Source organism: Microvirga terrae (assembly GCF_013307435.2).
Lineage (GTDB): Bacteria > Pseudomonadota > Alphaproteobacteria > Rhizobiales > Beijerinckiaceae > Microvirga > Microvirga terrae.
Genome location: NZ_CP102845.1, coordinates 964,390 through 990,675 on the forward strand (window position 1 = coordinate 964,390; position 26,286 = coordinate 990,675).

The window sequence follows — 26,286 nt, forward strand, 5'->3', positions numbered from 1 at the left end:
TCCGTAGCTCCACGGATCCAGCCCAGTGACCGTGATCCTCAAAAAGCTGCGGCGCCTCGGGATCGGGCGGATCGTCAGCCTGCTGCTTCTCGTCAGCCTTCTGGCCTTGCGGGTCTGGGATCCCGGCCCGGTGGAGGCGCTGCGCCAGAAATCCTTCGATATCTATCAGCTCATGCATCCTCGCACCGAACGCAAGGATCTCGTCAGCATCATCGATATCGACGAGCAGAGTCTGAGGATTCTGGGACAATGGCCCTGGCCTCGCACGGTCATGGCCGAGATGATCTCGAAGATCGTGGCACTCGGCGGAGAGGTCATCGGATTCGACGTGCTTTTTCCCGAAGAGGATCGCAGCTCTCCGGGCGTTGCGGCGAAAACTTTTCAGGGACTGGACGATGCCACGATGGAGAGGCTTCGGCGTCTCCCCGGCAACGATGCGATTTTTGCCGAGGCGATACGCGACGCGAAGGTCGTTCTCGGACAGTCGGGCTATCGCGTATCGGGAGCGGCGCTGAGCGCCCGGCCAGCCAGCCAGGCGCCGATCGCCACGCTGGGCCCGGATCCACGCGCATTCCTGGTGGATTTCCCGCAGCTTCTGCGCAACCTGCCCATCCTGGACGATGCAGCGCAGGGGCATGGCCTTTTCTCGATCAGCCCGGAAGGGGATGGAACAGTCCGCCGCGTTCCGGTCGTCGCCGTGGCGAACCAAACCGTGGTTCCGTCGCTGTCTCTCGAAATGCTGCGGGTTGCCACGGGAGCCGGAGGCATCCTCGTCAAGACGGATCTGAGCGGCGTGCGAAGCGTCAGCGTGCAGGATTTCGAGATCCCGACCGATGGCAAGGGACGGATCTGGATTCATTTCTCGGCTCCCGATCTGAGCAAGTACATCTCCGCCATCGACCTGCTGGAAGGCCGTGTTCCGGCCGACCGGATCGCTGGAAAGATGGTGCTGATCGGGACCTCGGCGGCCGGGCTGCTCGATCTCAAGGTGACGCCGGTCCATCCGGCGCTTCCCGGAGTCGAACTGCACGCGCAACTGCTCGAGAGCGCTCTGACGCGATCGACCCTGAGCCGCCCCAGCTACACGGCCTTCGCCGAAATCCTGCTGGCAGCCCTGCTCGGTCTGACGGTCATCGGGTTGGCGCCCACGGTGAGCGCCGGGCCGCTCTTCGTGCTCGGCGGCCTGATCGCGGCCCTGATCCTGGGCATGTCGTGGTACTGCTTCTCGTATCTCGATCTTCTGATCGACTACACGTTCCCGCTGACCTCGAGCTTCCTCGTCTATGCCGTCCTGGTATGCACGAACTACATGACCGTGTCGGCGGATCGCCGCTGGATCAGGTCGGCCTTCAGCCAATACATCTCCCCCGATCTCGTCGAGCAGCTGGCGCATTCGCCCGAGCGGCTGAAGCTCGGTGGCGAGCAGCGCGAGCTCACCGTGCTGTTCTCCGACATCCGCGGCTTCACGGCCATCTCGGAGGCGTACAAGGACGATCCGCAGGGATTGACCGCTCTGATCAATCGCCTCTTCACGCCCCTGACCAAGGACATCGTGAAGCATCGGGGAACCATCGACAAATATATGGGCGATGCCATCATGGCGTTCTGGAACGCCCCGCTCGACGACATCTCCCATGAAGCGCATGCCTGCGAGGCCGCTCTCACCATGCAGGAGAGCCTCGAGATTCTGAACGAGGAGCGCCGGCGGGAGGCCGACCCGACGCAGTGGGTCGCGCCGCTCCGGATCGGGATCGGCCTGAACACGGGTGTCTGCGTGGTCGGCAATTTCGGCTCCGACCTGCACTTCAACTATTCCGTCCTGGGCGACACGGTCAATCTGGCATCCCGCCTGGAGGGGCTGACGAAGCAGTACGGCGTCTCGATCATCGTCGGGGAGAAGACCGCCCAGGCGGTGCGCTCGCGGTTTGCCGTTCTCGAACTGGATCATCTGCAGGTCCGCGGAAAGCAGGAGCCCGAGCGCATCTTCGCGCTGCTCGGACGGGCCGACATGGCCTCGGATCCCGACTTCGTCGGCCTGCTGGAGCGGAACGACGCGATGCTCGCGGCCTATCGGGCCAGGGAATGGTCGCAGGCCCTCGAGACGATCCTGCTCGGTCGGGAGACCGGCAAGGTTTTCGGGCTCGACGACTACCACGACTTCTACATAAAGCGAATCCGGCATCAGATCGAGGCTCCCGCATCGTCCAAATGACCTTGAGCATCCGTTCCGATGCTCCTGCCTTTTCCGATGCTCCTGCCTGTTTTGAAGAGCGCGTCGTTCGAGCGGACCCGAAGGGCCGCGTCAGCGAAAACCGGATCCACGTTTCCGCACGATGCGCTAGCCTTGATCAGGTCTTCTGCGGCGTGGCCTCCGGCGCTACCTCGCTGCGGACGAGCTGATCGCGCTGGGCGAGATCCGGAAACCAGAACCGCCAGAGCCCTGCGAGCATGAGGGTCCCGATGCCCCCGATCACGACGGCGGGCGAGGCCCCCACGAGCCAGGCGAGCGTTCCCGACTCGAACTCGCCGAGCTCGTTCGACGCGCCGATGAACACCGTGTTGACGGCGGCCACGCGCCCGCGCAGATCGTCCGGCGTCTCCGCCTGGACGAGGGTCTGGCGCACCACGACGCTGACCATGTCGGCCGCCCCCAGGATGGCGAGCAGCACCAGGGTCAGGCCGAAGCTCGTGGACAGGCCGAACCCCACGGTCGCGAGGCCGAAGACGCCGACCGCCTGCAGCATGCGCAGGCCCGCCCGGCGCGACAGGAGCGACGAATGGGCCAGGACCACCGCCATGATGACGGCCCCGACCGCCGGCATGGATCGCAGGAGGCCGAGCCCCCAGGGGCCCACATGGAACACGTCGCGGGCGAAGATCGGCATCAGGGCCGTGGCCCCGCCGAGGAGGACGGCGAAGAGGTCCAGGGAGATCGCCCCGAGGAGAAGCGGCCGCGTGCGCAGGAAGACGAGGCCCGCCACGAGGCGGGACCAGGTCACCGGCTCCCGCTTGGCGTCGGCCGGGCGCAGGCGCAGGGCCGCCACGAGCAGGGCGGCGAGCCCGAAGCACACGGTCGATCCCATGAACGGCGCCGTCGGATGGACCGCGTACAGGATGCCCCCGACCGCCGGGCCGCTGATGGTGGCCACCTGCTGGACCGAGGAGTTCCAGGCGATCGCGTTGGCGAGGTCGCCGGACGGCACGAGGCCCGGCACGATGGCCTGGGCGGCGGGATTGCCGAAGGCCCGGGCGGCCCCGAAGGCCACCAGGAGACCGTAGATCGGCCAGAGCGCCGGCACGCCCGCCTGCACTTGCGTGAGCAGGCCCAGCGAGGTCAGCATCATGGCCGAGAAGACCAGCATGAGGATCCAGCGCCGGCTGTACCGGTCGGCCACGAGGCCGGTCACGAGCACGAGGGCCATGGTGGGCAGGAACGACGCGAGCCCGACCAGGCCGAGGTTGAGCGCGCTGCCGCTGGCATCGTAGACCAGCCAGGCGACCGCGACCGTCTGGACCTGCACGGCCAGCGCCATGGCGAACCGGGCCGCGCAGAACAGCCGGAAATCCCTGTGGCGGAAGGCCGCCCAGCCTTTGGATGCCATGTCGCTCGTCCCTCGTTCCCCGGCCGATCCCGCGGGCGCTTCTGTAGACCATTTTTGGGCCGAGCGGAGCGTTTCGCCGGCAAAAAATTGCCGCACGGCAGGAGAAGGCACGGCGGGCCGCGTTGCGCCTCCTCCTGCCGGACCGGGAACGACGCCCCGGTCGCCGTCGTGGGCCCCGTGCCGGTGCTTCCGGTCATGCGGGGCGCGGCTGTTCGATCGGGGCCGGCGGGACACGCCCGGCCAGGATGCAGCCTGGTCGGCCCGTCGGCGGGTTCGTCACCGCCGCAGAGCCGCCTTCGCGGCCTCCCGCTGCTTGTGCCAGTACCCCCGATACTGGTCGAGTTCGTAGAGGACCGCATCGGCGAAGAGATGGCGCTGCTGCAGATAGCACGGCGGCCCATACCCGCCCTGGCAGCTTTCGTTCTTCTGACACGTGCGCCTGCGGCAGATGCTGTGCGCCATGAGCAGATCGGACAGGCGGCGCAGGGTGTCGTCGTAGTCGGGCATGTTGAACAGGGGGATGTCGCTGTCCTGGATCATGATGGGTCTCTCGGCAATGATGGTGGTGAGGAATGGCTGCAAGGAATGGATAAAGAGGCGTGCGCACAGGCACGGGTCTTCGGCCCGGGGCCGGACAGGCCCCGGGTTTGAAGGCAGTCGAGGGTGGCGCGAGTGGCGGCCCGGCTCGATGCTATGGGTGGGATGGAAGAGCAGGACCGCCCCTCGCGCACGGTTCTTTTCAGGCGGACCAGCTGGACGGAGCCCAAGGTCGGCCTCCTGCGCGCCCAGGTTTGCGAAGCCTGTCGCAGGACCGTGCCGGTTCCCTCCGCTGCGAACGCCTCGAGCGCGCCCCTCGTCGGAACCGATCTGAGTAATGATATAGCTCAGGTTAGGAGGATTGTCAAGAACGAAATAAGAACATCATCGCATCGTCTCGAACTCTCCGTCTCATGCTCATCCTCCGCACGTCATCACCGGGCTTGTCCCGGTGATCCCGATGGCACGAAACGCCGCGCTTCACATGATCGGGATGGCCGGGACAAGCCCGGCCATGACGTCGGGGGTGGAATGACGGAGGGTGGCCAGGACAGGCGGGGGGGCGCCAAGACGGGAGAGGGCGCCAAGACGAGCGGGGATGCCATGACGCGGAGGGTGGCCGGCACCGGCCGGGGATGAGAGAACCCGCCCGTTCGCATGCGGGGAATGAGCCCGGTGCCCGAAGGCCTTGACCGGAAGGGCTTGAGCATCCTGGACCAGGGCCGATGGGGGCGATCCAGGAGGGCATCGGCCTGCCGGCAGGCTCGACCGGGTCAGGAACGCGTTCCGGGCCGGCGGTCCTGGAATGGCAACGAGATTGCAATTTGGCAAAGTCCAGCTTGCAAATGCGTATGATGTCTCGCACCGGCAGGCGACGGCTCGTGATTGCTATCGGCAGGACCCGTCAAGAGACAGGCAGGCCGCGTTCCGGCTCTGCGTTTTTCTTATGAAAAGCAAGGCGTTCCGCCCGATCACGCCGGCACGGGACTGCAACTTCAGGGTCTATTTTCCTGGCTTCAGAATGGAATCAGACAACCTCTGATAGGGACGGGCCTGCGACAATCGGCAACCAGAGAGCGATTAAGCATTTTTGCGTAACAGCGTTGCCTTTCTGGTTCCCTCGGATATGTTACGTAATATTAATTCATTTCTAAGGAGCCCGTCGGCTCCGACACGGTTGCGTAGCGGTCCAGGCAAGGGGGACATGATCATGAACAAGCCCGTTTTCGAGAACGTCATCGGCGATCGAATCGACGTCGGCAATGTGCTTGACGACACGCTCGCCGGCGGTGCGGCAGCGTACATGGCCGCACCCGACATGGCTCCCCCCCTGGACGACCACCCGAGCCGGGCGCCGGGTCTCGCGCTGCCGCAGGATGAGAAGGACGGTCGGCGCTCGATGGAGGCTCCCGCGACGCTTAAGGAAGACGATAAGGCGGCGCACGCGATCGAGCGGCTGACGCCGCTCGTGAAATCCGAGCCCGTGCTGGAGGATCGCTTCTCCAGCGACAGGCTCTCGAATGAGGCAGTTCAGCGGAACTCATCCGCTCTCGCCAATGCAATTAATCATCAGGAGCATGGGGCCGGCGGCACGGCGGCGAAGGCTGCTGAGACATCGCACGCCAAGGGGAAGGCTGCAACTCTTTCTGATCAGCCATCGTTCCTCGCATCCGACAAGTCTGCCGATAGCGCAGGGCCTGTGATGACCTTCTCGTCGATTTATCTTCAAGGCAAGGACGATCCCAACGATCCCGACTCGATTGACTTGCGTGGAATTGCATTTTCCGTGCGCGCCGATCTGTTGGCCGGAAACGACACGATCTGGGCCGGCGGAGCCGGGGACGCTTCCATCGACGGCGGCGCTGGCAATGACATGATCTATGGCCGGTTTTTCTCAAACATAGACGACGGTCAATACGGCGACAACTACTCTGGAGGTACGGGTATCGACACTGTCGACTTCTCGCTATGGGGAAGCGAAAAAACGCCGGTCGCATGACCTTCAACGGGCAAACAGGCCAAGGCTTTTGGCTTGCATCGGGACTCGGCGGTCCATACGCTCACGTGGCTGCGGATATCGAGAAGATCATCGGCACCAATCGTGATCAGAAAAATCAAGGAGGCAATGATCAGTTCTGGATCGAGACGCAGTACGATTCAGCACAAAAGTCCTGGCAGTGGTTCGGAATGGCCGGAAGCGACGATCTCAAGGCCGGACTCGGCAACGATACGCTCGACGGCGGATGGGACGCGGACGGATTGCAGGGCGGGGACGGCGACGATGTGCTTTTCGCCAGTCAAGGTTTCAATGACAACGTCCGAGACGTCCTGTGGGGCGGCAGCGGGAATGACCGACTGGAAGGCAATTCCAACGATCTCCTGTTTGGCGGCGACGGCAATGACACACTCATAGGTGGCTGGGCCTTCTATGGCGATTACACCTACACGTCAGCCGCTGGCGCGCGGTTCACCTTCACTTACAGTACCTCAGTTAACCTAAACGTGAACCTCACCACCCGCAAGGTGACGGACGGTACCTATACGGACACCCTGATCGACATCTGGCAAGTCAGCACGGGCAACGGCAGTGACACTCTGACTGCCGACAGTTCCAGCGCCTGGTTCAATGGTGGCGGCGGGGACGACAAGTTCTATGGCGGCGCCGGAAACGATACGCTGATTGGCGGATCCGGTTTTGACTTCTTCTACGGCTCCGCGGGCTCCGACCTGATCGACGGTGACGTTGACGGCGGCGTCGTCGACTACGTTTCGCTGGGTGGTTCGGTCAAGATCAATCTCGCCACCCAGAAAGCCGTCAAAACGATCGGCAGCACGACCGCCACTGACGACGTCAAGAATATCGACCACGCGCAGGGAACGAACCAGTCGGACGAAATTCTGGGTAATGCCAACGCCAATCATCTTCTCGGCGCAGATGGAGACGATTACCTCTTCGGCGACAAAGGCAATGACAGCCTCGAAGGGGGTGAGGGAAAGGACAAGTTGTCGGGTGGTGATCACAACGATTCCCTCTACGGCGGCAACGGCGATGATCAGCTGTTCGGGGACGTCGGCATCGATTCCATGGTTGGCGGCAATGGCGACGACGAGTACTGGGTGGACAATGACGGCGATGTCGTGGTCGAGGTCATCACCGGAGGCGCGAAGGATCTCATCCACACCACGATCGATTACAATCTGGGCGCCAAGGCCGGTTTTGTCGAGAACCTGAAGGCGGAGGGAACCGCGAACGTCAAGCTGACCGGCAATGCCGGCAACAACATCCTGACAGGCAATAGCGGAAACAACGAATTCGAAGGCGGCGGCGGCGTCGACACGATGATCGGCGGCCTCGGCGACGACACCTACCATATCCGCAATATCGACGACGATCCCCGCGAATTCCGGACGACGATCGAAGGGGCCCACGATACGGCCTATATCTATGTCGCCAATTTCGACGGCCGGAAGCTCGCGAATATCGAGCATGTCTTTACAAGAGGCGCTGGCAGCGTCGATTACGGGCCGGACAAGCCCGTCGTCATCAGGGGATCCTCGTCCATCGACGAGAACCTCACCGGGTTCGTCGCGCAGGTCTGGGCGAGGGATCCCGACAATGTCGGCGGGCCGCTGAAATATGAGCTCCTGACGCATCAGGACAAGTTCAGCATCGATCCCGACAGCGGCGACATCGCGCTCAAGACGAAAATCGACTTCGAAGATCCGTTCTCCGGCCTTCTCACCGACGGGCAGGGCAGGAAGTACTTCGTCGTCGACGTCCGGGCGGTCGAAACCTCCGGGGGAAAATACAGCTCCCAGGAGAGCTTTAAGATCTACATCAACGGCGTGGACGAGGCGCCGAGTGCTCCGCAATATTCCGGCAAGCCGACCTTCCTCGAAAACAAGCCCATTGCCGGATCTCTGGTGACGTTGGGCGGCGCCTTGGATCCCGAGCAAGGGAACGTGGTTACTTATGCGCTCGCGACGGATGCCGACGCCAATCCCGGCGGGCTCTTCGTCGTCAGTGCCAATGGCGCAATCACCTTGGCGCAGCCTAACGGATCGCTCGACTACGAGGCGAGCTCAATCGTCAAGGACGGGGCCGAGCGCTACTTCATCGTCAAGGTCGTGGCAAAGGACCCGGCCGGCAATCAGTCGGCCGTCACGCCGGTCAAGATCTATGTCACGAACGACGATGAAGAGCCGTCCATCCCGAGCTATTCCGGCAAGCCGACGGTGGTCGAGAACACCGTCCCGACCCAGCCCATCGTCCAATTGAGCAGCGTCGATCCGGAAGGCGATCCGGTCACTTTCTCCCTGGCACAGGTGCCCGACGCCAATCCGAACAATCGCTTCCTGGTGAGTGCGGACGGCAAGATCACCTTGGCGCCGAACGTCACGCTCGATTACGAGGCTGCCGATCTCAACGAGGATCCCTTTGATGGCGGCAAGTACTACGTCGTCAGGGTGGTCGCCTCGGACGGCAAAAATCATGGGTCTTCGATCAAGGATGTCCGGATCTATGTCTCGCCCGTCGATGAAGCGCCGAGCATCCCGAATGACCCCGGCCCCCAGACTTGGGCGGAAGGGACCGGCCCGGGTGTCACCCTGGCGCAGGTTCGGGGATCGATCGATCCGGAGCAGATGAACGTCAATTATCATCTCTCGAGCGCGGGCGATGCCAATCCCGGCAACCGGTTCCAGGTCAGCCTCGATGGCAAGATCACCTTGGCGCCCACCAAGACCCTGGACTACGAGGCGGCCGATCTGCGTCAGGATACGCCCAACGGCCCCAAATACTACATCGTCAAGGTCGTGGCCAAGGACCCGGCCGGAAATTCCTCGGCCGAGAGGCTGGTGAAGATCTTCGTCACCAACGTGGACGAAGCGCCGAACGCGCCGACCCCGGGACTGTCCGCGTCATGGACCGAGAACGTCGTGCCGTCGGCCGCGCTGTTGACCGTGACGGGATCCGTGGATCCCGAGAATGCGGCCGTGTCCTATGATTTCGACACGGCGGCCGACGCGAATCCGGGCGGGCTCTTCGTTATCGCGGCAGATGGCAAGATCACGCTGAATCCCACCAAGACGCTCGACTACGAGGCGCAGGAGCTGAAGGACGACAAGGACGGGAAGGGCAAGTACTACGCCCTGAAGGTGGTCGCCAAGGACCAGTCCGGACATGCCAGCACCCCCACCATCGTGAAGATCTACGTCACCGACGATAACGACCTGCCGACCGGAATCCAGTTCAAGGACGCACCGCCCGAGGTCGTCATCGGCATGGGAGCCGGTTCGCCCATCATCCGTGCGGAGGCGATCGACCCCGACCGGAACAACGGCAACAACAACAGCAACTTCCTCAAGAACAGGTACAAGTTCGCGGACGGCTCTCTGGAGTTCGGGAAGTTCAAGATCAATGCCGAGACCGGCGAGATCACCTTGAAGGAGGCATTGACGCCGCTCGATGCCCATCAGCACACCCTGACGGTCATCACCTACGACGAAGGTCAGCCGGCTGCGTTCGTCACGGCAACCTATCAGTTCACGGTCCAGAGCGCTTCCTCGCCCTATATCTGGACTCAGGATCCTGAAACGGACGTGGCCGACAACGGCATCGCCTCGCCGTTCACGAGCATCATGGTGTCGGATGCCAACCGGGCCGGGCTTTACCTGGAGATCCGGTTCGATCCGACCGAGGGCAGACTCGACCTCAGCGAACTGTCGATCATGTATGATGCGTGGGAATACGATGAGGCTGCTGGCGTCCTGAAGCTCAAGGGGTCGATGCAGGACATCATCTCCGCCCTGCCTCACGTGCGGTTCAACCCTAACGATCGTCCGGATGGCGAGGTCGGGAACTCCTTGAAGACCACGTTCCATATGGCTCTGGTCGATGAAGCCACAGGGGCCGAGATCGCCACCAACGACACCGTGGCGGTGAATTCCATCGTCGCGAACCGCGATCCCACGATCAGCGGCGGCGGCGACGACCTGTCCATCGCCGACAACGAAACCGTCAATCTCGTGACGCCTTTCACGAACGTCACGATCGGCGATACCAACGCCAACGACTTCATCACCGTGACCATCACGGCCGGCGGCGATCACGGCGGCGCCTTCATCGATGCGAATGGCAACATCTTCACCGGGACTTACACGTTCGGGGGCTCTGTCCAGGACGTTCTCGATGCCGTGCGGGCGCTGAAGTTCAATCCGACCGACCGGCATGGGGTCGCGGCCGGTACGACCGATGTCGTCACGTTCGAGATCAAAGTCCAGGATAACGCCGGCGCCCTCGTCTCGTACGACCCGAACATCACGGTCAAGTCCGTGGTCGCCAACCGCGCGCCGGATCTGATCGGTTGGGCAGGCGGCATGATCCCGATGGTCAACGACGACATCGGCGCGTACCAGTTCATCGGCCAGCTGAGTGCCTATGACGACAACGGGGACCCCATCGTCGAATACGTGCTGGACGAGGATCTGGCGGACAAGTTCTACATCATGCGGGAGGGTGACGTTTGGAACGTCTATGTCAAGGACGCCCTCGACTTCGCCAACGCTCCGCATGAGGGGAATGGCCTCAAGTGGTACGAGATCAAGGTCAAGGCTTCCGACGGCCGTGCCTGGTCCACGCCCCAGGTGCTGCAGATCTTCGTTCAGGATGTGGACAACATCGCTCCGGTGATCCTGGTCGATCCGAATGGCAAGACCGAATGGCCCGTGGAAGACAGCGACACCGTCGCGCCCTTCCAGGATCTGACCTTCTTCGATGAGGACGATGCCTCGATCCTCGTGAACATCACTCTGAATACCCTCAATGGCGGTGCATTCATTTGTCCGGACGATGACGACTTCCCGGACCTTACGATCTTCAAGACCGACGAGAATGTCACGGTGATCGGCAACCAGGCCCTCATCACCGCCTACATCAAGCTCCTGGCCTTCAATCCCGCGAACAATCTCGGACCATTGGGTTCCGTGGTTCCGATCGACTTCTCCGTCACGGCTCAAGACGAGAGCACCTACACGACGAGGCATGTGACGGTGAACGCGACTGTCACGGGCGGCCCCGACGACGTGGCGCCGACGATCATCGTCGACCCGCTGAGAGCCGTGACGAAGACGACCGACTGGGCGGCGGATCCCGTGAACCCGTTCCTTGGGGTCACGCTCGAGGACACCGACAGCGGCAGCGAAATCCTGACGCTGAAGATCAGCTTCGACAGCCGCGAAGGTCTCCTGAACGGCGATGCGCCCGGCATCGGCGGAACGTTCGTCAAGGACGATGCGGCTCATCGCATCACCTGGACGTTCGAAGGCACGCTGACGGCCCTCCGCGTCATCCTGGGCCAGCTCACCTTCAACGCATCGGAGCAACCCGCTCAGAGCCCGGTTCCGATCATCACGACCTTCACCATCACGCTGGACGACCACCACCACGCCTTCCCGGCCGCCAACCAGGACGTGAAGGTCGAGACCACGGTGACGGGGCCGCCGGCGGGGGACGAGGCGCCGACGATCGGCGGCCTTCCGGCGGCGGCCATCGAGGCCACGGCCAACTCGGGCACGGTGGCGCCGTTCGGTTCGGTGACGATCGGCAACGAGGTCGGCCAGGCCACCACCGCGACGATCACGTTCCTGAACATCCTGGGCGAACTCACCGGCAACGGCCTGACCCCGGGGGGCGTGGACGGTAACGGCATCGTCACCTACACGGTGACGGGCACGGATGCGATCAACCTGCAGGCCCTGCTGCGCGGGCTGAGCTTCAATCCGCGTCAATTGGCCATGGGGGCGTCCGAGAACGTCGTCTTCACCGTGAAGGTGACGGACAGCGGCCATCCCACGGCCAATGTCGATCAGACCGGCACGGTGACCGTGCACTCGGCGGCCGGCAACGAGGATCCGGGCGACGACGTGCCGACGATCGGGGGCCTGGGCACTGTCGATGCCGATGCGAACTCGGGCACGGTGGCGCCGTTCGGCTCGGTGCTCATCGACAACGATGACGGCCAATGGACCATGGCGACGATCACGTTCCGGGAAGACCTGGGCGACCTCGTCGGCGACCATCTGATCTTGGTGGGCACGGACGGCAATGGCATCTCTACCTACACGGTGACGGGCACTGATGCGGCCGACCTGCAGACTAAGCTGCGGGCCCTGAGCTTCGATCCGCGCCCGCTGAATGCCGGCCAGTTCGAGGACATCGCCTTCAACGTGACGCTGACGGACTTCACGCACCCGACGGACGGCCTGGGCCAGAGCGGCACGGCGACCGTGCACTCGGTGGCCGCGGGGGGACCGAATACGGCGCCGACTGGCATCGTACTATCCCAGAATATCGTCCGCGAGTTCTCCGAAAGCTTGATCACTCCGGTCGGAGAAATCACGGTTGTGGACCCCGGCGACACAGGTCCGTGGGACGTCCAAATGATAGACAATGCGGATGGACGCTTTGCTCTCGAAGGCAGCCGCACGACCGGCTGGCGCATTATCGTGGCTGACGGCCTGAAGCTCGATTTCGAGCAGGACGTCAGCCACCTGATCACCTTGAAGGTTACCGACTCGAACGGTGCTACCTCCGAATTGATCGAGGTGAGGATCTTCGTGGAGAACATGCTGTTCGAGTCCGTAGTCGGCAACGATGACGCCAACACCATCATCGGCGGTGGTCAAGACGACAACCTGTCCGGCGGCGGCGGCGACGACATCCTGCACGGCGGCGGCGGCGCGGATGTGCTGAACGGCGGTGACGGCGCGGATACCTTCGTATTCGACGCTCCTCTCGATCCGCTCAACCCTGTCGATATCCAGGATTTCGATCCGACGCAGGACAGGATCCAGTTGAGCAGCGCGATCTTCCAGGAGTTGATTGCTGGACTAGACGGGACAGTCGATCCCCTCGTGTTCTACGCGGGTTCGGATCCGGTTGGGGACTTCCAGCTGCTGTACGACGAGACGTCAGGGGCATTGGTATACGATCCGGACGGATTCAGCGGGGAGGCGGCGCCCTCAATCGTGATCGCCATTCTTTCCAACGTTCCGTCGGGATTTCAGCTGACTCATGAGCACTTCATCATCATCTGATTAAGGGCAGGCGGCCCCCGGCCGCCTGCCCTTAATGGCGTTCTTTACTCAAATTAGCTAATAGTATAGCGTTTCCTTAGACGTTATACCGTGTAGTAAGATCCCGCTCATAAACCGGCTTTCCAAGAGGTTCCTATGACCGCCCTGACTTTTACTTCAGCCCCCTCCACCGGCGACGGCAATCCGCAGCAGAGCGGCCTGAACAACGTGCTGATCAACGAAAACATCCTCGATGGTACGACCATCGGATATGTCAAGATCGATCCGGCATTCACTTACAATTGGGATGTGCAGGGCACCACGACCCTGAACTGGGGCGGGGCCTACGACTTTGAACGGGTCATCGACCCGATCGGGCAACCTGCCGGCACATACCTGCGAATCTTCGTCGCTACAGGCAAAGGCGGCGACGTCATTTTCGACAGGGAGGGGGGCGACTTTACCCATGAGATCGCCATTTCCGGCGGCACTGCCAGCGAGCCCCGAAAGGATGTCGGGTCTTCTGTCGTGACGATGCGTAACGTTGCCGAGGCTCCGACGAAGCTGGGAATTACCACCTTTGGAGGTGTCAATGGCGGGGATACCACTCCGGCCACTCCTCCGGCTGGATATCCATCGGTCGAACATTCCACCGGTATTATCGGTCAGCTGGTTTCAGAAGATGAAGACGGCACGAGCAATGCGCTCACTCACACATACAAGTTCGTGAATTCCTCGACCTCAGACGGGTTGACCAGCAGCGACGGCGTCTTCAAGATCGAATCCTTCTTAAACCAATTCAACCAAGTAAGATGGCGTGTCGTCATCAACAATGCTTCGTTGTACGACTACGATTCGCTTCCTGACAACGCCAAGTACTTCCAGCATACGATCCGGGCGATCGATGATACCAATCTCACGTTCGATCGACAGTTCCGCTTCGTGGTCACCAACAATACGGCGGACGATGTTCCGAAGGTTCAGTTCGCCCCGTCAACGGTGAACATCTCCCAACAGGAAGGAACCTCCTCGACGGCGGGCGACTGGACGACGTACACGTATGATTTGGTGCGCGATATCGCGACCGGCGGCAACTCGATCGTGACCTGGTCGATCAACGGCACGGGGATCGATACCGGCGACTTCGAGGCCCTGGCGGGGACGGCGACTTTCGTGGGCAACGCACTGACCACGCAACTCGTGGTGAAGGTGCGCAAGGATTCGGGCTTCGAAGCGGACGAGAACTTCACGATCACGCTGGGAACGACAGGCAACACCAATGCCTCGATCGGCACGAAGAACACCGCCACCGGTACCATCGAGAACGACGATACCCAGATTGCGGCTCCGACGATCACGGGGGTTCGGCAGCAGGTTGACGGGGAGTCGACGGGAACGATCAAGCCGTTTGAGAACAACCTGGCGGTCGCCTATGCCAACAACACCGACGCGCTGACGGTCGAGGTGTCGTTCGCGCTGGCCAACGGCACCTTCGGCACGGTCAACGGGGTAAACCCGTCGGATAGCGGCACCACGCGCACCTACACGTTCACCGGCCTGACCCGGGATCAGCTGAACACCATCCTGTCCGGCATGCAGTTCAACCCGACGGACAGTTTCAGCACGGCGGCAAACACGGTGTTCACCGTGCAGGTCAAGCCCGCAGCGGCGAACCAGTGGTCGGATGGCGGCACCGTGACGGTGGCGGCGGACTTCAACGACAACGCCACGGGAACCATCCCGACCACGAACGTGGCGGCGACGGCCAACACGGCCATGAACCCGTTCACCGGCATCACGGTGACGGACGAGGAGAACGACGCGGTCACGCTGACGATCTCGTTTGCCGCCGGCGGGACCTGGGTGGTGCCGGCGAGCACGACCGGTCCGAACGCCGTGAACGTGACCGACAATGGGGCCACCACGGGCACGCGCATCCTCACCTTCACCGGCAAGGCCGTCGACGTGGCGAGCCTGATCGATACGGTGCAGTACACGCCGGCCGCGGCCGGCACCAAGGCGTTCACGGTGAGCGTGATCGATGCCTTCAGCGGTGCCGGCCAGCACGGCACGGTGGCCGTAGGCTCGGGATCGTTCAACGTCGTGGCGGCGGCGGCGAACACGCCGCCTCCCAGTCCGGCCGGCCCTGCGAGTGTCGACGAGCGCTCGCCCGACAGCACGCTCGTGCACACCATGGCCCTCAAAGACCTCGACGGCGATACGATCACCTACACCTTCGCCGATGCGCTGGATGCCGCCCACACGATCAGCCAGGACGGGAAGTTCCGGATCGTGGGCAACACGATCGTCGTCAACGGGACGCTGTCCGAAGTGGGAGGGGACACGCCCCTGCCGGCCTATGCGGTCGTCGCCACGGACGGCGCTCCGAACGGCACTGTCACGGGCAACGTGTCCATCACGGTGAAGAACGTGCCCGTCCTGTCGATCGCGGCCCCGGCGTCCGCGGCAGTCACGGAGAGTGACAGCGGAACGGTGGAGTACCGTTTCACGGTGAGACGCGAGTCGATCGGACGGGAGTCAACGGTGAAGTGGACGGTCGCGACAGGTGCCGGCATCGACGCCAGCGACTTCGATGCGCTCCAGGGCACCCTCACCTTCGACGCGGATGACGAGTTCCAGGACATCGTCCTGCTTGTCAAGGGCGACCGGATCGCCGAACTGAACGAAACCTTCACGGTCACCCTGTCGGAGCCGACAGGGGCCGCCATCAACCAGAATGCCAAGAGCGCCATGGGCACCATCACCAACGACGATCACGCGCCGACCCTGGTCATCGACCCCGGCGAGGACTACTTCCACGGACCGACCGGGACGGCGATCGCCGGCGTTCTCGCGGGCGTCAACCTGGACGACCTCGACGGGGCCGGCGAGCAGCTCACGCTCACGGTGTCCTTCCTGAACGCGAACGGCTCGTTCGATGCGGGCATGACCGACGGCACCTCCAACGGTGTCGTGGTGGCCGATAACGGCACCAATCCCGGCGGCTTCCGGCAGTTCACCCTGGTCGGCACCGCCGCCGATATCGAGAACTTCCTGGCGGCGCGGAGCTTCAAGCCTTCCATCGCGAACGCCAACACGTCGTTCTCCTTCACGCTGACCGACGGGGCTAACCCCAGAGCCTTCGGCGACAAGATCACCGTTCTCGGCGAGTTCCCAGGCAACCAGGCGCCGGATCGACCGAGCGTCCTGGCCACAATCCACGAGAGCAAGGCTCCCGGCTTGGTCGTGGGGACGATGGACGACCTCGACCCCGAGGGCAAGATTATCGATTATCAGTTCTTCGGAGCTCAGGCCAATTCGGACGGGAAGATCAGCGGTGACGGCCGGTTCGAGATCGTCGGCAACAAGATCGTCGTCAGGGACCTCTCCATGGTCGGGCAGCAGACCTACGTGCTTTTGGCCTCCGACGGGACCTATACCGTTCAGGGCAGCGCCACGATCACCGTCAAGGACAACCTCGGCCCGAAAATCAACTCCATCGCTCATTCTGGCAGCGGTCAGGCGGGAGCTGGCGCCGAGGCGGGGATGATCCTGGTCCAGGAGACCGCCGGTGCCGTGGAGATCGGCTCGGTGACGGCGTCCGACCAGGACGCCGCTATAGACGGCCGGACGCTCTCCTATTCCCTGGAGAACACCTATAACGGCCTGTTCACGATCGACGCCGCCGGCAAGATCCGGATCGCCGACGCCAGCAAGCTGCCGGTCAACGGCGACACGCCATACGCCTTGAAGGTCCGGGTCTCCGACGGAACCGACATGACGGAGCAGACGGTCACCGTGAAGGTGAAGGAGACGTCTACAAACCAAGCTCCCACCAACCTGTCGCTGACCATCCCGAACAACGCGGTGAAGGAGTTCACCGCCGTCGGTCAGGAAGTCGGCACGCTCTCGGCGACCGATGCGGATGGAGATACGCTCACCTACAAGCTGCTCGACACCGCCGGCGGCCGGTTCGACATCAAGGGCAACAAGCTCGTGCTGGCGGGACCGGGCGTCAACTTCGAGGACATGGCGTCCCACCAGATCAAGGTCGAGGTGAGCGACGGCAAGGTCACGACCCAGCAGGTCTTCACCGTCAAGGTCGAGGACCAGACCGACCTGACCAAGCGCGGCACGAAGAAGGCCGAGACGCTGAAAGGTCGCGCCCTCGACGACAATCTGAAAGGCGGCTCCGGCAATGCCAAGGACACCATCAAGGGGCTGGCCGGTGACGACAAGCTCTACGGCGAGGGCGGCAACGACTCGCTTCTAGGCGGCGACGGCATCGACAGCCTCTTCGGCGGCGCGGGCAACGACACCCTGAAGGGCGAGAACGGCCGCGATACCCTCACGGGCGATGCCGGCAACGACAACCTCTTCGGCGGCCGCGACAACGACAAGCTCTTTGGCGGCGCGGGCAACGATGTCATCAAGGGCGAGGACGGCGACGACATGCTCTTCGGCGAGGCCGGCAACGACAAGCTCTATGGCGGCGCGGGCAACGATGCCTTCGTGTTCACCAAGAAGCCCAGCAAGTCGGCCAATCTCGACCAGGTCGTGGATTTCAAGTCCGGTCAGGACAAGGTCTTCCTCGACAATGCCGTGTTCAAGAAGCTCGGCGTGCTCGGCACGATGGAAGCGCCCTTGAAGCTCGACGCGACCATGTTCAAAGCCAACAAGGCCACGGACAAGAACGATTATCTGGTCTACAAGAAGGGCGTGCTGTATTACGACGCCAACGGATCGGGCAAAGGAGGCGAGGTCGAGATCGCGAAGATCAAGAGCCTCAAGGCCGCTGATATCTTCATCATCTGACGGGCTGCTCCGGCGGCGCCTTTCACCCCGGCAGGGCAACCTGCCGGGGATTTTCGTTGGTCCGCCGGCACGATGCCGGCTCCGTTCATCTCCGCTTGTGGATCGAGCCCGTGACGTTCCTGACGGGTCGGGACGCCCGGGGTGAAACGGCAGTCCATGCCGGAGGGCCCGCCGGCGCATCGCACGGCTTGCCGCCGCGCCCGAGGCGGCGTATGAAACGTGATAATATTGATAAGAGGCGCTTCATCATGGCCAATCGCGATCCGGACTCGAACACCTATACCCTCCTTCCGGGAGAGCTGAATTTCGCTCTGGCGCCGCAGGACGGCGACGCCGACGTGATCGGCAACGGCCTCGACAACATCCTGACCGGCAACGACGGCAAAAACCTCCTGGTCGGCCTCGCCGGCGACGACACGCTCGACGGCGGCACCGGCGCCGATACCTTGCGGGGCGGCCTCGGCGACGATGTCTACCGTCTCGCAGGCGGCGACGACGCGATCGAAGGCGAGGATGCCGCGAATGGCGGCGGTGACGACACCATCCTGTCGGACTCAACGATCGACCTGGAAGACTATCCCGACATCGAAAACCTGACCCTGGAGGGCGCGGCCGACCTCGACGGCTTCGGCAATGCCCTCGGCAACACCATCCTGGGCAATGACGGCAGCAATACCCTCGACGGGCGCGACGGCGACGACAGCCTCGCCGGCGGCCTGGACGACGACCATCTGATCGGCGGCGACGGGAACGACACCCTCGACGGCGGCGACGGTGACGACCAGCTCGATGGCGGCGCCGGCAACGACACCTATCTCGTCGACGGCAGCGAGTTTATCAACGAAGGTGCCGACGAAGGCAACGACACCGTGATCGTCACGGTCAATATGGACTATACGATCCTCGGAACCCAGATCGAGAACATCGTGCTGACGGCCGGAGGGTCGGCGAGCGGCAACGATCTCGACAATCATCTCCTCGGCAGCGACCTCGACGACAATCTCAGCGGCGGCAAGGGCAACGACACACTCGTCGGCGGACTGGGAGACGATGTTCTCACGGGTGGAGAAGGGAACGACACCTACTACGTCGACAGCGATCTCGATACCGTCATCGAGCAGGCCGGCGAGGGTAACGATACCGTTATCGTCACTGGCGACATCGACTACACGCTCGTTGGAACGCAGATCGAGAACCTCGTCTTGACCCGGGGAGGATCCGCGACAGGCAACGATCTCGCCAACCGCCTGACCGGGGGCGACAACAGCAACGACGGTCTTGATGGCGGGAAGGGGGACGACACGCTCGACGGCGGTGGCGGGGCCGATGGCCTGACCGGCGGGGAGGGCAATGACACCTATTATGTCGACATCGATCTCGACTTCGTTTCGGAGCTGGCCAATCAGGGCTACGACAGGATCTACTCGCGGGCCAGCCTCAACTTGAGCATGCAGGGCGCCAACGTGGAGTATCTGGAACTCCTCGGCTCCGCCAATCTCAAAGCGACCGGAGACGGTCTCGCCAATGAGATCGTCGGCAACAGCGGCAGCAACAGCCTCTCCGGACTTGACGGCAACGACACGCTGAAAGGCGGGCTCGGCAGCGACACCCTGGATGGCGGCGCGGGGGCTGACGATCTCAAGGGCGGCCAGGGCGACGACACCTACACCATCGATGACCAGGACAGCGTGCACGAGGAGGCGGGCGAAGGCCGGGACACGGTCCGGGTCGGCTTCGCGGTCTATAGGCTCACGGACAATGTCGAGGACATGACCTTCACCGGCGCGGGCAACTTCGCCGGCACCGGCAACGATCAGCACAACTTCATCCGGGGCGGCGCCGGCAACGACACGCTCGCGGGAGGAAACGGGGACGATTCCCTCCACGGCGGCGCCGGCGCGGACCGCATGGACGGCGGGGCCGGCAGCGATCTCTACTGGGTCGACAACAAGGCCGACGTGATCGTCGATTCCGGCGTGGGCTTCGACCGGGTTCTCGCATCGGCCGATTACACGCTCGGGGCCAACCTGGAATACCTCGCCTTCGAAGGCAGCGGCAATTTCTCCGGTACCGGCAACGAGCTCGACAACACCCTCTACGGCAATACCGGGGCCAACACCCTGGACGGCGGCGCGGGGCGCGACCAGATCGACGGCGGCGAAGGGGCGGACCGCCTGCTCGGCGGCGCCGGGGACGACACGATCAGCGACTGGAAGGGCGACGACGTGATCGACGGGGGCGCCGGCAAGGACGATCTGCGCGGCGGCGTCGGCAACGACACCTATCTGGTCGATGGGCTCGACCTGGTGACGGAACTCGCCGGCCAGGGCATCGATACGGTGACGGCATCGGAAAGCTTCGCGCTCGGCGCGTCCGCGGAAGTCGAAATCCTGATGGCGAAAGCCGGCACGAACGCCATCAACCTCACCGGGAGCGACACCGCCAATGCGGTCTCGGGCAACTACGGCGCCAACGCGCTGTCCGGCATGGGCGGGGACGATGTCCTGACCGGCCATCTCGGCAGCGACACCCTCTCGGGCGGCCTCGGCAGTGACCGCCTTGCCGGCGGGATCGGCAAGGATGTCCTGCAGGGCGATGCGGGTGCGGACAGCTTCGTCTTCGACAGCCGCATCACGAAGGCGGATGCCGACAAGATCGTCGCGTACAATCCCGCCGATGACCGGATCTTGATCGAGAACGCCCTGGTGAAAGCCAACAAGGTCCTTTACAAGGCGGTCGGCAAGGGCACGGAGGCAAAGCCCGCCGCCCTGGCGAAGAAATTCTTCACGATCGGCTCGAAGGCAAAGGACAAGGATGACTTCTTCATTTTGAACACCAAGAAGTTCACCCTGTCCTACGATGCCGACGGCAGCGGCTCCAAGGCGGCTGTCGTGATCGCGACCTTCGACAAGAATGCGATGAAGAAATTCATCCACAAGGAGCTGTTCTTCATCTGAGGAGCCTGTCTCGCGGAGCGGGAGTCGGAGAGTGGCGCTGGCGATCGGCGCGGACGTCCGTCAGAACCGGATCCGGCGTCCTGCGTCTGCCGATGCGCCCCCCGATGCAATCTCACGCATCGGCGGTGCTGTCGAATCGCGCTCGACGAGGCAACAGGCGAGCTCCGTGCGGCGGACGACCCGCTCGCCGTGCGTCGCGAGTTCGACCAGCATGTCGACGGCCGTTTCGCCCAGCTCGCGGGCGGGAATGTGCATGGTGGTCAGCCGCGGCGTGAGCAGGTCCGAGATCGGCAGATCGTCCATGCCCATGATCGACATCTCGTCCGGGCATGCTATCTGGCGGGCCGTGAGAGCCGAGAGGGCGCCGAGTGCAAGGCTGTCGGCGGCGCACAGGAGCGCCGTCACATCGAGGGCGCCTCTGTCGAGACGCTCGCCGATGGCCTGTTCGGCGCATTCGGGGGTCCAGTCCTCGACGTCGATCACGTTCTCGTCCGGGCACGGCAGGCCATGTTCGGCGAGAGCGTCGCGCCAGCCTTCCAGACGCCGCCGGATGGTGGTGCGGCCGGGGCGCATGACGAAGCCGATGCGCTGGTGACCCAGGCCGATCAGATAATCGCAGGCCATGCGCGAGGCGGAGCGATTGCAGGGGCTGACGCTGGAGATGCGCATGAGGGGATCGTCCCCGTTGATGAGAACCGCAGGCTTCCCGCTCTCCTGGATGCGCTCCATCACCTGCATGTCGTCGATCGTGAGCAGGAGAGCGCCCAGGATGCTCTGGCTGTCGAGCACATCCCGGAGCGGAGCGTGGTTCTCGTCGGAGTCCGGCAGAGGCACCAGGGAGATCTCGATCTCCTTCGCCGTCGCGGCCGCCTTCAATCCCTCGAGCACATGCCAGGTGAACTGCGTACGCCGGTAATCCGTCATGGCGGCCGTGCTGGCAAAGACCGCGATACGCGCGCCCTGTATTCTGTTGGGAAGCGGATATCGAGCCCTCCTGGCGGCGTCGAGGATCCGCTCGCGGATGTCGTCCCGAACGCCTTTCTGGCCGGTCAGGGCACGCGACACGGTGCTAATGGAGACGTTGCACGCAAGGGCGATGTCGCCCAGCCGGGTGCGGCCCGGAGTCTTCGAAGGCAAGGTTGGTTTCTTCGACATGAGAGCGATGCTGCAAAAAATTTTCATGTTGCGCAATCTCCGGCGCTCATGAAAAATCCCACGAACGACAAGCCGATGCCTGGGAGGCAGTGCACATGAGGGACAGAATGCGTCCCAGCCGCGACGCCGCCACGTTCCATGAGGCTCATCGTGGCCGCTCGTTGGCTGGTGACATCCGCTCCAGCAGCCGGACAAGTCAGCCGGTCAGCCGAGCTGATCGGCTGCCCCGGAAACGGAGCCCGGGTCTCACGCTGCCGTGTCGGGCGCGCGTGGCGGGCAGACTGGGGTAAGGGCAGTCATGGCAAGCGAGACGTATCTGACCCATCCTCTGACGACCGGCCGGACTGTCGGCCATTGGCAGCTCGGCGACGTGCACGAGGAGCGGTACGACGTTCCGGACCGTACCATGAAAGGGAAGATGGACGCCTTCTTCTTCCTGACCAAGGACCGGAACTTCATCCCTCATCAATATGCCTGCCGGACGGATTTCATCGAAGCTTATCGCGGCAAGACCCCGCAGCCCGTCACGCACTTCGCGCCGACGCGGGTCTGGCTGCCGTTCGGCTCTCCCCGGGTCGACCTGTCGGGATTCTGGTTCAGGGCCACGCGGGTCGAATGCTGGGCCCGGACCACGATCGAGTCCCCACGTGATCAAACGGCGCGATTCAGCTTCGCCACCTGCGGCGGTGCCTTCCTTGAGGTCAATGGACGCCGTGTGGCGGAGCTTGCCCGGTACCAGCGCAATTTCGAGGAGCGCGTCGAGATCGACATTGCCCTCAAGACAGGCCGGAACGAGCTGCGGGTCTGGTTCGCCGACCTCTGCGAGCGGGATGCCCGCTATTACTTCAGTCTCGAGCTGGTATCCGGCGAGGGTCTGTCGGTCGGATTGCCGATCGCCGTCGATGAGGCGCGCGCGGCCGCCGTGGAGAGCATGCTGGAGGGCATGCGCTTCGAGAGGCCGTCTTATGGACGGGGCGAGGTCGCCATCGTGTTCGATCATGCCGCGACCTATCCGCTCGACGTGCGGGTCGCGGTGCGCGGCGACTTCATGTCCACGGAAGATACGCTCGCGTTCGACAAGGCGCTGCCGGCCGGCGCGGCTCGGATCGCTATCGCCGATACGAGCGAACTCCCGGCCGATTTCCGGCATTTCGACATCACCCTGCGCGACGGCTCCTTTGCGGCAACGCGGGTGCTGGGCGTCGAGATCTGCCACCTCGACCGGCAGCCGCCCGCGTCTCCCGACATCGGGGTCAGGGCGCGGGCCGTGCTCGACCACGTGTCGGAGCGCGGGGAGCGCGATATGGTGGCCGTGCTGGCGCGCCTCGCGCTCGACCGGGGCGGGCCGGACACGGACCGCATCATCGAGTCCTGCCTGCCCATCGTCGGCGATTGCCACGATTGCGCGGACTTCCTGCTGGTGCCGCTCCTCTGGTCCCGCATGGCCTGGCCGGAGCGGATCGCTTCGGACACGCGGGCCGGCATGGACGACGTGATCCTGCGCTTCCGCTACTGGATGGACGAGCCCGGCAACGACGTGATGTGGTACTTCAGTGAGAACCACGCGCTGCTGTTCCACACGGCTTGCCATCTCGCGGGCTCGCTGTTTCCGGATGCGACCTTCACACGGTCCGGGCGCAGGGGCCGCGAGCAGGCGGAGATCGGCCGGCAGAGGCTCGTCGAATGGCTGACCCATTTCGAGGCCTGCGAGATGGCCGAATGGAATTCGGCGCCGTACTTCCCCATCGACCTGAAGGGCCTGTGCGCGCTCTACGCCCTCTCGCCCGACGCCGGCATCCGGGAGCGGTCCGGCGCCGCCATCCGGCGCCTGCTCGAGATCATGGCCCTGTCGAGCCATCATGGCATGATGACCGCCTCGCAGGGCCGCAGCTATGAGCACACGCTGCGCCCCGGGCGCACGCTCGAACTCTCGGGCATCTCCTATCTCGCCTTCGGGCAGGGTTCGCTCGGCCGCCGCTTCCATGCCGTGCCTCAGCTCGCCCTGTGCTTCGCCGAGCATGGCCTCACGATCGACCCGCGCCTGGCCGCATTCTCCGATCATCGGAGCGCCGGAGCGTATGAATGGCGCTACAAGCAGGGCGAGAACGGCATCGCGTCCCTCTATCACTTCAAGTCGAAGGATTACGCGCTGGGCAGCATCGCGGCCTATCGCTGGGGCGAGTGGGGCTATCAGGAGACCGTTCTGCATCTTCGCCTCGGGGAAACTCCGGAAGCCCAGATCTGGATCAACCATCCCGGCGAGGTGATCCACAGCGGTTACGGCCGCCCGTCCTATTGGGGCGGCTGCGGAACGGTGCCGCGCGTGCATCAGTTCCGCTCCCTGGCGCTCGTGGACTTCGCCGCGCATCCGGCCCAGCCGGACTTCACCCATGCCTGGCTGCCGGAAGCCGAGATGGATGAGGTGATCCACCTGGGCAACCGAATCCTGGTGCGCTCCGGTGAAGGGCTCTGCCTCATCGTCGCGAGTGGCCCCTTGGAACGGGTCGCGACGGGCCCGACGGCCGGATGCGAAGTGCGCCTTCCGGGATATGCGGGCCGCTGGATCGTGCGCCTGTCGGACATCGCGACCGAGGCTAGCCTGGCCGCCTTCGGCGAGCGCTTCGCAAACCTCTCCGCCGAGGAGCGCAGCGATGGCGTCATTCTGGTCCAGGATCCCGATTTCGGCCCTGTGGGGTGTCATCCCGACGGGGCGGTGAAGACGCCCAAGGAAACCATCGATCCGAAGACCTGGACCTTGTCCGGGACCCTGACGGTTTTTCCGGAAGGAGCGCACGTGCCGCTGCCTTCCCAACAGACCAAACAAGAGCAACGCGAGATTGCCTGAACCAAGAATTCATCATGGGAGGAAAGTGATGAAACAACTGAAACACCTGGCCTTCGGTGCCCTCGCGCTCGCATTGAGCGCCTCCATCGCGCAAGCGGCCACCGAAGTGCGCATCATGTGGTACTCGGACGGCAACGAGGGCGAGGTCCTGCAGGACCTCGTCAAGCGCTTCGAATCCCAGAATCCCGATATCAAGGTCGTGGTCGACAACGTTGCGTTCGGCGTCATCAAGGATCAGCTGCCCGTTCAGCTCGAAGCCGGGCGCGGACCCGATATCGTGCGCGTGGTGGAGCTGAAGTCGCAGGCCAAGCACTGGCTCGATCTGCGCCCGCACCTAAAGGATGCCGCGACCTTCGAAAAGAACTTCAGCAACACCCTCGACTGGATGCGCGAGGACGGCAGCCAGGCGCTGCCCGGCTTCATGACCCAGCTCACCATCACGGGCCCGCTCGTGAACACCACGCTGTTCGAGCAGGCGGGCGTGCCCGTTCCCGGTTCGAAGGCGACCTGGGACGAGTGGGCGGCGGCCGCCAAGAAGGTGGCCGACAGCCAGAAGATCCCGATCGCGCTGGCGTTCGACCGTTCGGGCCACCGCTTCATGGGACCGGCCATCTCCATGGGCGCGAAGGTGATCGGCCCTGACGGCAAGCCCGCCGTCGTGGACGAGGGCTTCAAGGCCATGGCCCAGCGCATCGCCGACTGGCACAAGAACGGCATCATGCCGCGCGAGATCTGGGGCGGCGTCGCCGGAACGACCTACAAGGGCGCCAATGAGGAGTTCGTGAACGGCCAGGTTGCGGTCTACTTCTCCGGCTCCTGGCAGGTCGCCCAGTTCTCCCAGAAGATCAAGGACGCGTTCGACTGGTCGGCGGCCCCCGAGCCCTGCGGGCCTGCCGCCTGCACGGGCATGCCGGGCGGCGCCGGCCTCGTGGCCGTGAAGTACACGCAGAACCCGAAGGAGGTGGCCCGGGTCGTCGAATATCTCGCGAGCGAGCCCGTGGTGCGCGAGTTCTCCGAACGCACCCTGTTCCTGCCGGCGCATCAGGGCGTCGCGGCCAAGGGCGTCGACTTCAAGTCGAGCGATCCGAACGTGAAGAAGTCGCTCGACATCTTCCTCAACGCGACCCAGACCGCCGATCCGCTCGCCCTGAAGATGCAGAGTTATAAATGGTCGGGCACGATCTACGCGGCTGTCATCAGCCGTCTCGGTCAGGTGGTCGCCGGCGAGACGCAACTCTCCGACGCTTATGCCCGCATCGAGGACGACATCAAGCAGAAGGTTGCGGAAGCGTCGCGCTAG

The 26,286-nt window shown here is 63.7% G+C and carries 10 protein-coding genes; 7 read left to right on the plus strand and 3 right to left on the minus strand.

Annotated elements, in window-relative coordinates:
• Nucleotides 1-25 precede the first annotated feature (25 nt).
• The gene (locus HPT29_RS04540) at nt 26-2,212 is read left to right on the plus strand and encodes a CHASE2 domain-containing protein (RefSeq protein WP_173950207.1); all 2,187 of its coding nucleotides are present in this window, start codon (nt 26-28) and stop codon (nt 2,210-2,212) included.
• 136 nt (nt 2,213-2,348) lie between these two features.
• Here HPT29_RS04540 and HPT29_RS04545 read toward each other — a convergent pair whose 3' ends face one another.
• The gene (locus HPT29_RS04545) at nt 2,349-3,602 is read right to left on the minus strand and encodes an MFS transporter (RefSeq protein WP_173950208.1); all 1,254 of its coding nucleotides are present in this window, start codon (nt 3,600-3,602) and stop codon (nt 2,349-2,351) included.
• Nucleotides 3,603-3,878: 276 nt separating this feature from the next.
• Complete coding sequence (locus HPT29_RS04550; protein WP_173950209.1) at nt 3,879-4,142, minus strand: hypothetical protein; 264 nt, start codon at nt 4,140-4,142, stop codon at nt 3,879-3,881.
• 1,207 nt (nt 4,143-5,349) lie between these two features.
• Between HPT29_RS04550 and HPT29_RS04555 the strand changes: the two genes are divergently transcribed.
• The 4 genes from HPT29_RS04555 (at nt 5,350) to HPT29_RS04575 (ending at nt 20,986) form a co-directional block, all read left to right on the plus strand.
• On the plus strand, nt 5,350-6,138 hold the full coding sequence (locus HPT29_RS04555) for a hypothetical protein (RefSeq protein WP_173947867.1): 789 nt from the start codon (nt 5,350-5,352) through the stop codon (nt 6,136-6,138).
• Between the two features lie 65 nt (nt 6,139-6,203).
• Entirely contained in the window at nt 6,204-13,235 is a 7,032-nt protein-coding gene (locus HPT29_RS04560) for a hypothetical protein (protein WP_173947868.1), read from the plus strand.
• 135 nt (nt 13,236-13,370) lie between these two features.
• Complete coding sequence (locus HPT29_RS04565; RefSeq protein WP_173947869.1) at nt 13,371-18,029, plus strand: Calx-beta domain-containing protein; 4,659 nt, start codon at nt 13,371-13,373, stop codon at nt 18,027-18,029.
• Nucleotides 18,030-18,277: 248 nt separating this feature from the next.
• Nucleotides 18,278-20,986, plus strand: a complete 2,709-nt coding sequence (locus tag HPT29_RS04575) for a calcium-binding protein (protein ID WP_173947870.1) — start codon at nt 18,278-18,280, stop codon at nt 20,984-20,986.
• 60 nt (nt 20,987-21,046) lie between these two features.
• Here HPT29_RS04575 and HPT29_RS04580 read toward each other — a convergent pair whose 3' ends face one another.
• Entirely contained in the window at nt 21,047-22,141 is a 1,095-nt protein-coding gene (locus HPT29_RS04580; RefSeq protein WP_173947871.1) for a LacI family DNA-binding transcriptional regulator, read from the minus strand.
• 298 nt (nt 22,142-22,439) lie between these two features.
• On the opposite strand from HPT29_RS04580, the gene HPT29_RS04585 reads away from it, so the two are divergent.
• Nucleotides 22,440-24,986, plus strand: a complete 2,547-nt coding sequence (locus HPT29_RS04585) for a hypothetical protein (RefSeq protein WP_173947872.1) — start codon at nt 22,440-22,442, stop codon at nt 24,984-24,986.
• Nucleotides 24,987-25,014: 28 nt separating this feature from the next.
• Nucleotides 25,015-26,286 carry an ABC transporter substrate-binding protein gene (locus HPT29_RS04590; RefSeq protein WP_173947873.1) on the plus strand — a complete coding sequence of 424 codons (1,272 nt, stop codon included), beginning with the start codon at nt 25,015-25,017 and terminating at the stop codon, nt 26,284-26,286.

Bases quoted from the DNA above. Each gene is read 5' to 3' on its own strand.
- HPT29_RS04545 (WP_173950208.1), bottom strand. From the start codon at position 3,602: ATGGCATCCAAAGGCTGGGCGGCCTTCCGCCACAGGGATTTCCGGCTG.
- HPT29_RS04550 (WP_173950209.1), bottom strand. From the start codon at position 4,142: ATGATCCAGGACAGCGACATCCCCCTGTTCAACATGCCCGACTACGAC.
- HPT29_RS04555 (WP_173947867.1), top strand. From the start codon at position 5,350: ATGAACAAGCCCGTTTTCGAGAACGTCATCGGCGATCGAATCGACGTC.
- HPT29_RS04565 (WP_173947869.1), top strand. From the start codon at position 13,371: ATGACCGCCCTGACTTTTACTTCAGCCCCCTCCACCGGCGACGGCAAT.
- HPT29_RS04575 (WP_173947870.1), top strand. From the start codon at position 18,278: ATGGCCAATCGCGATCCGGACTCGAACACCTATACCCTCCTTCCGGGA.
- HPT29_RS04580 (WP_173947871.1), bottom strand. From the start codon at position 22,141: ATGTCGAAGAAACCAACCTTGCCTTCGAAGACTCCGGGCCGCACCCGG.
- HPT29_RS04585 (WP_173947872.1), top strand. From the start codon at position 22,440: ATGGCAAGCGAGACGTATCTGACCCATCCTCTGACGACCGGCCGGACT.
- HPT29_RS04590 (WP_173947873.1), top strand. From the start codon at position 25,015: ATGAAACAACTGAAACACCTGGCCTTCGGTGCCCTCGCGCTCGCATTG.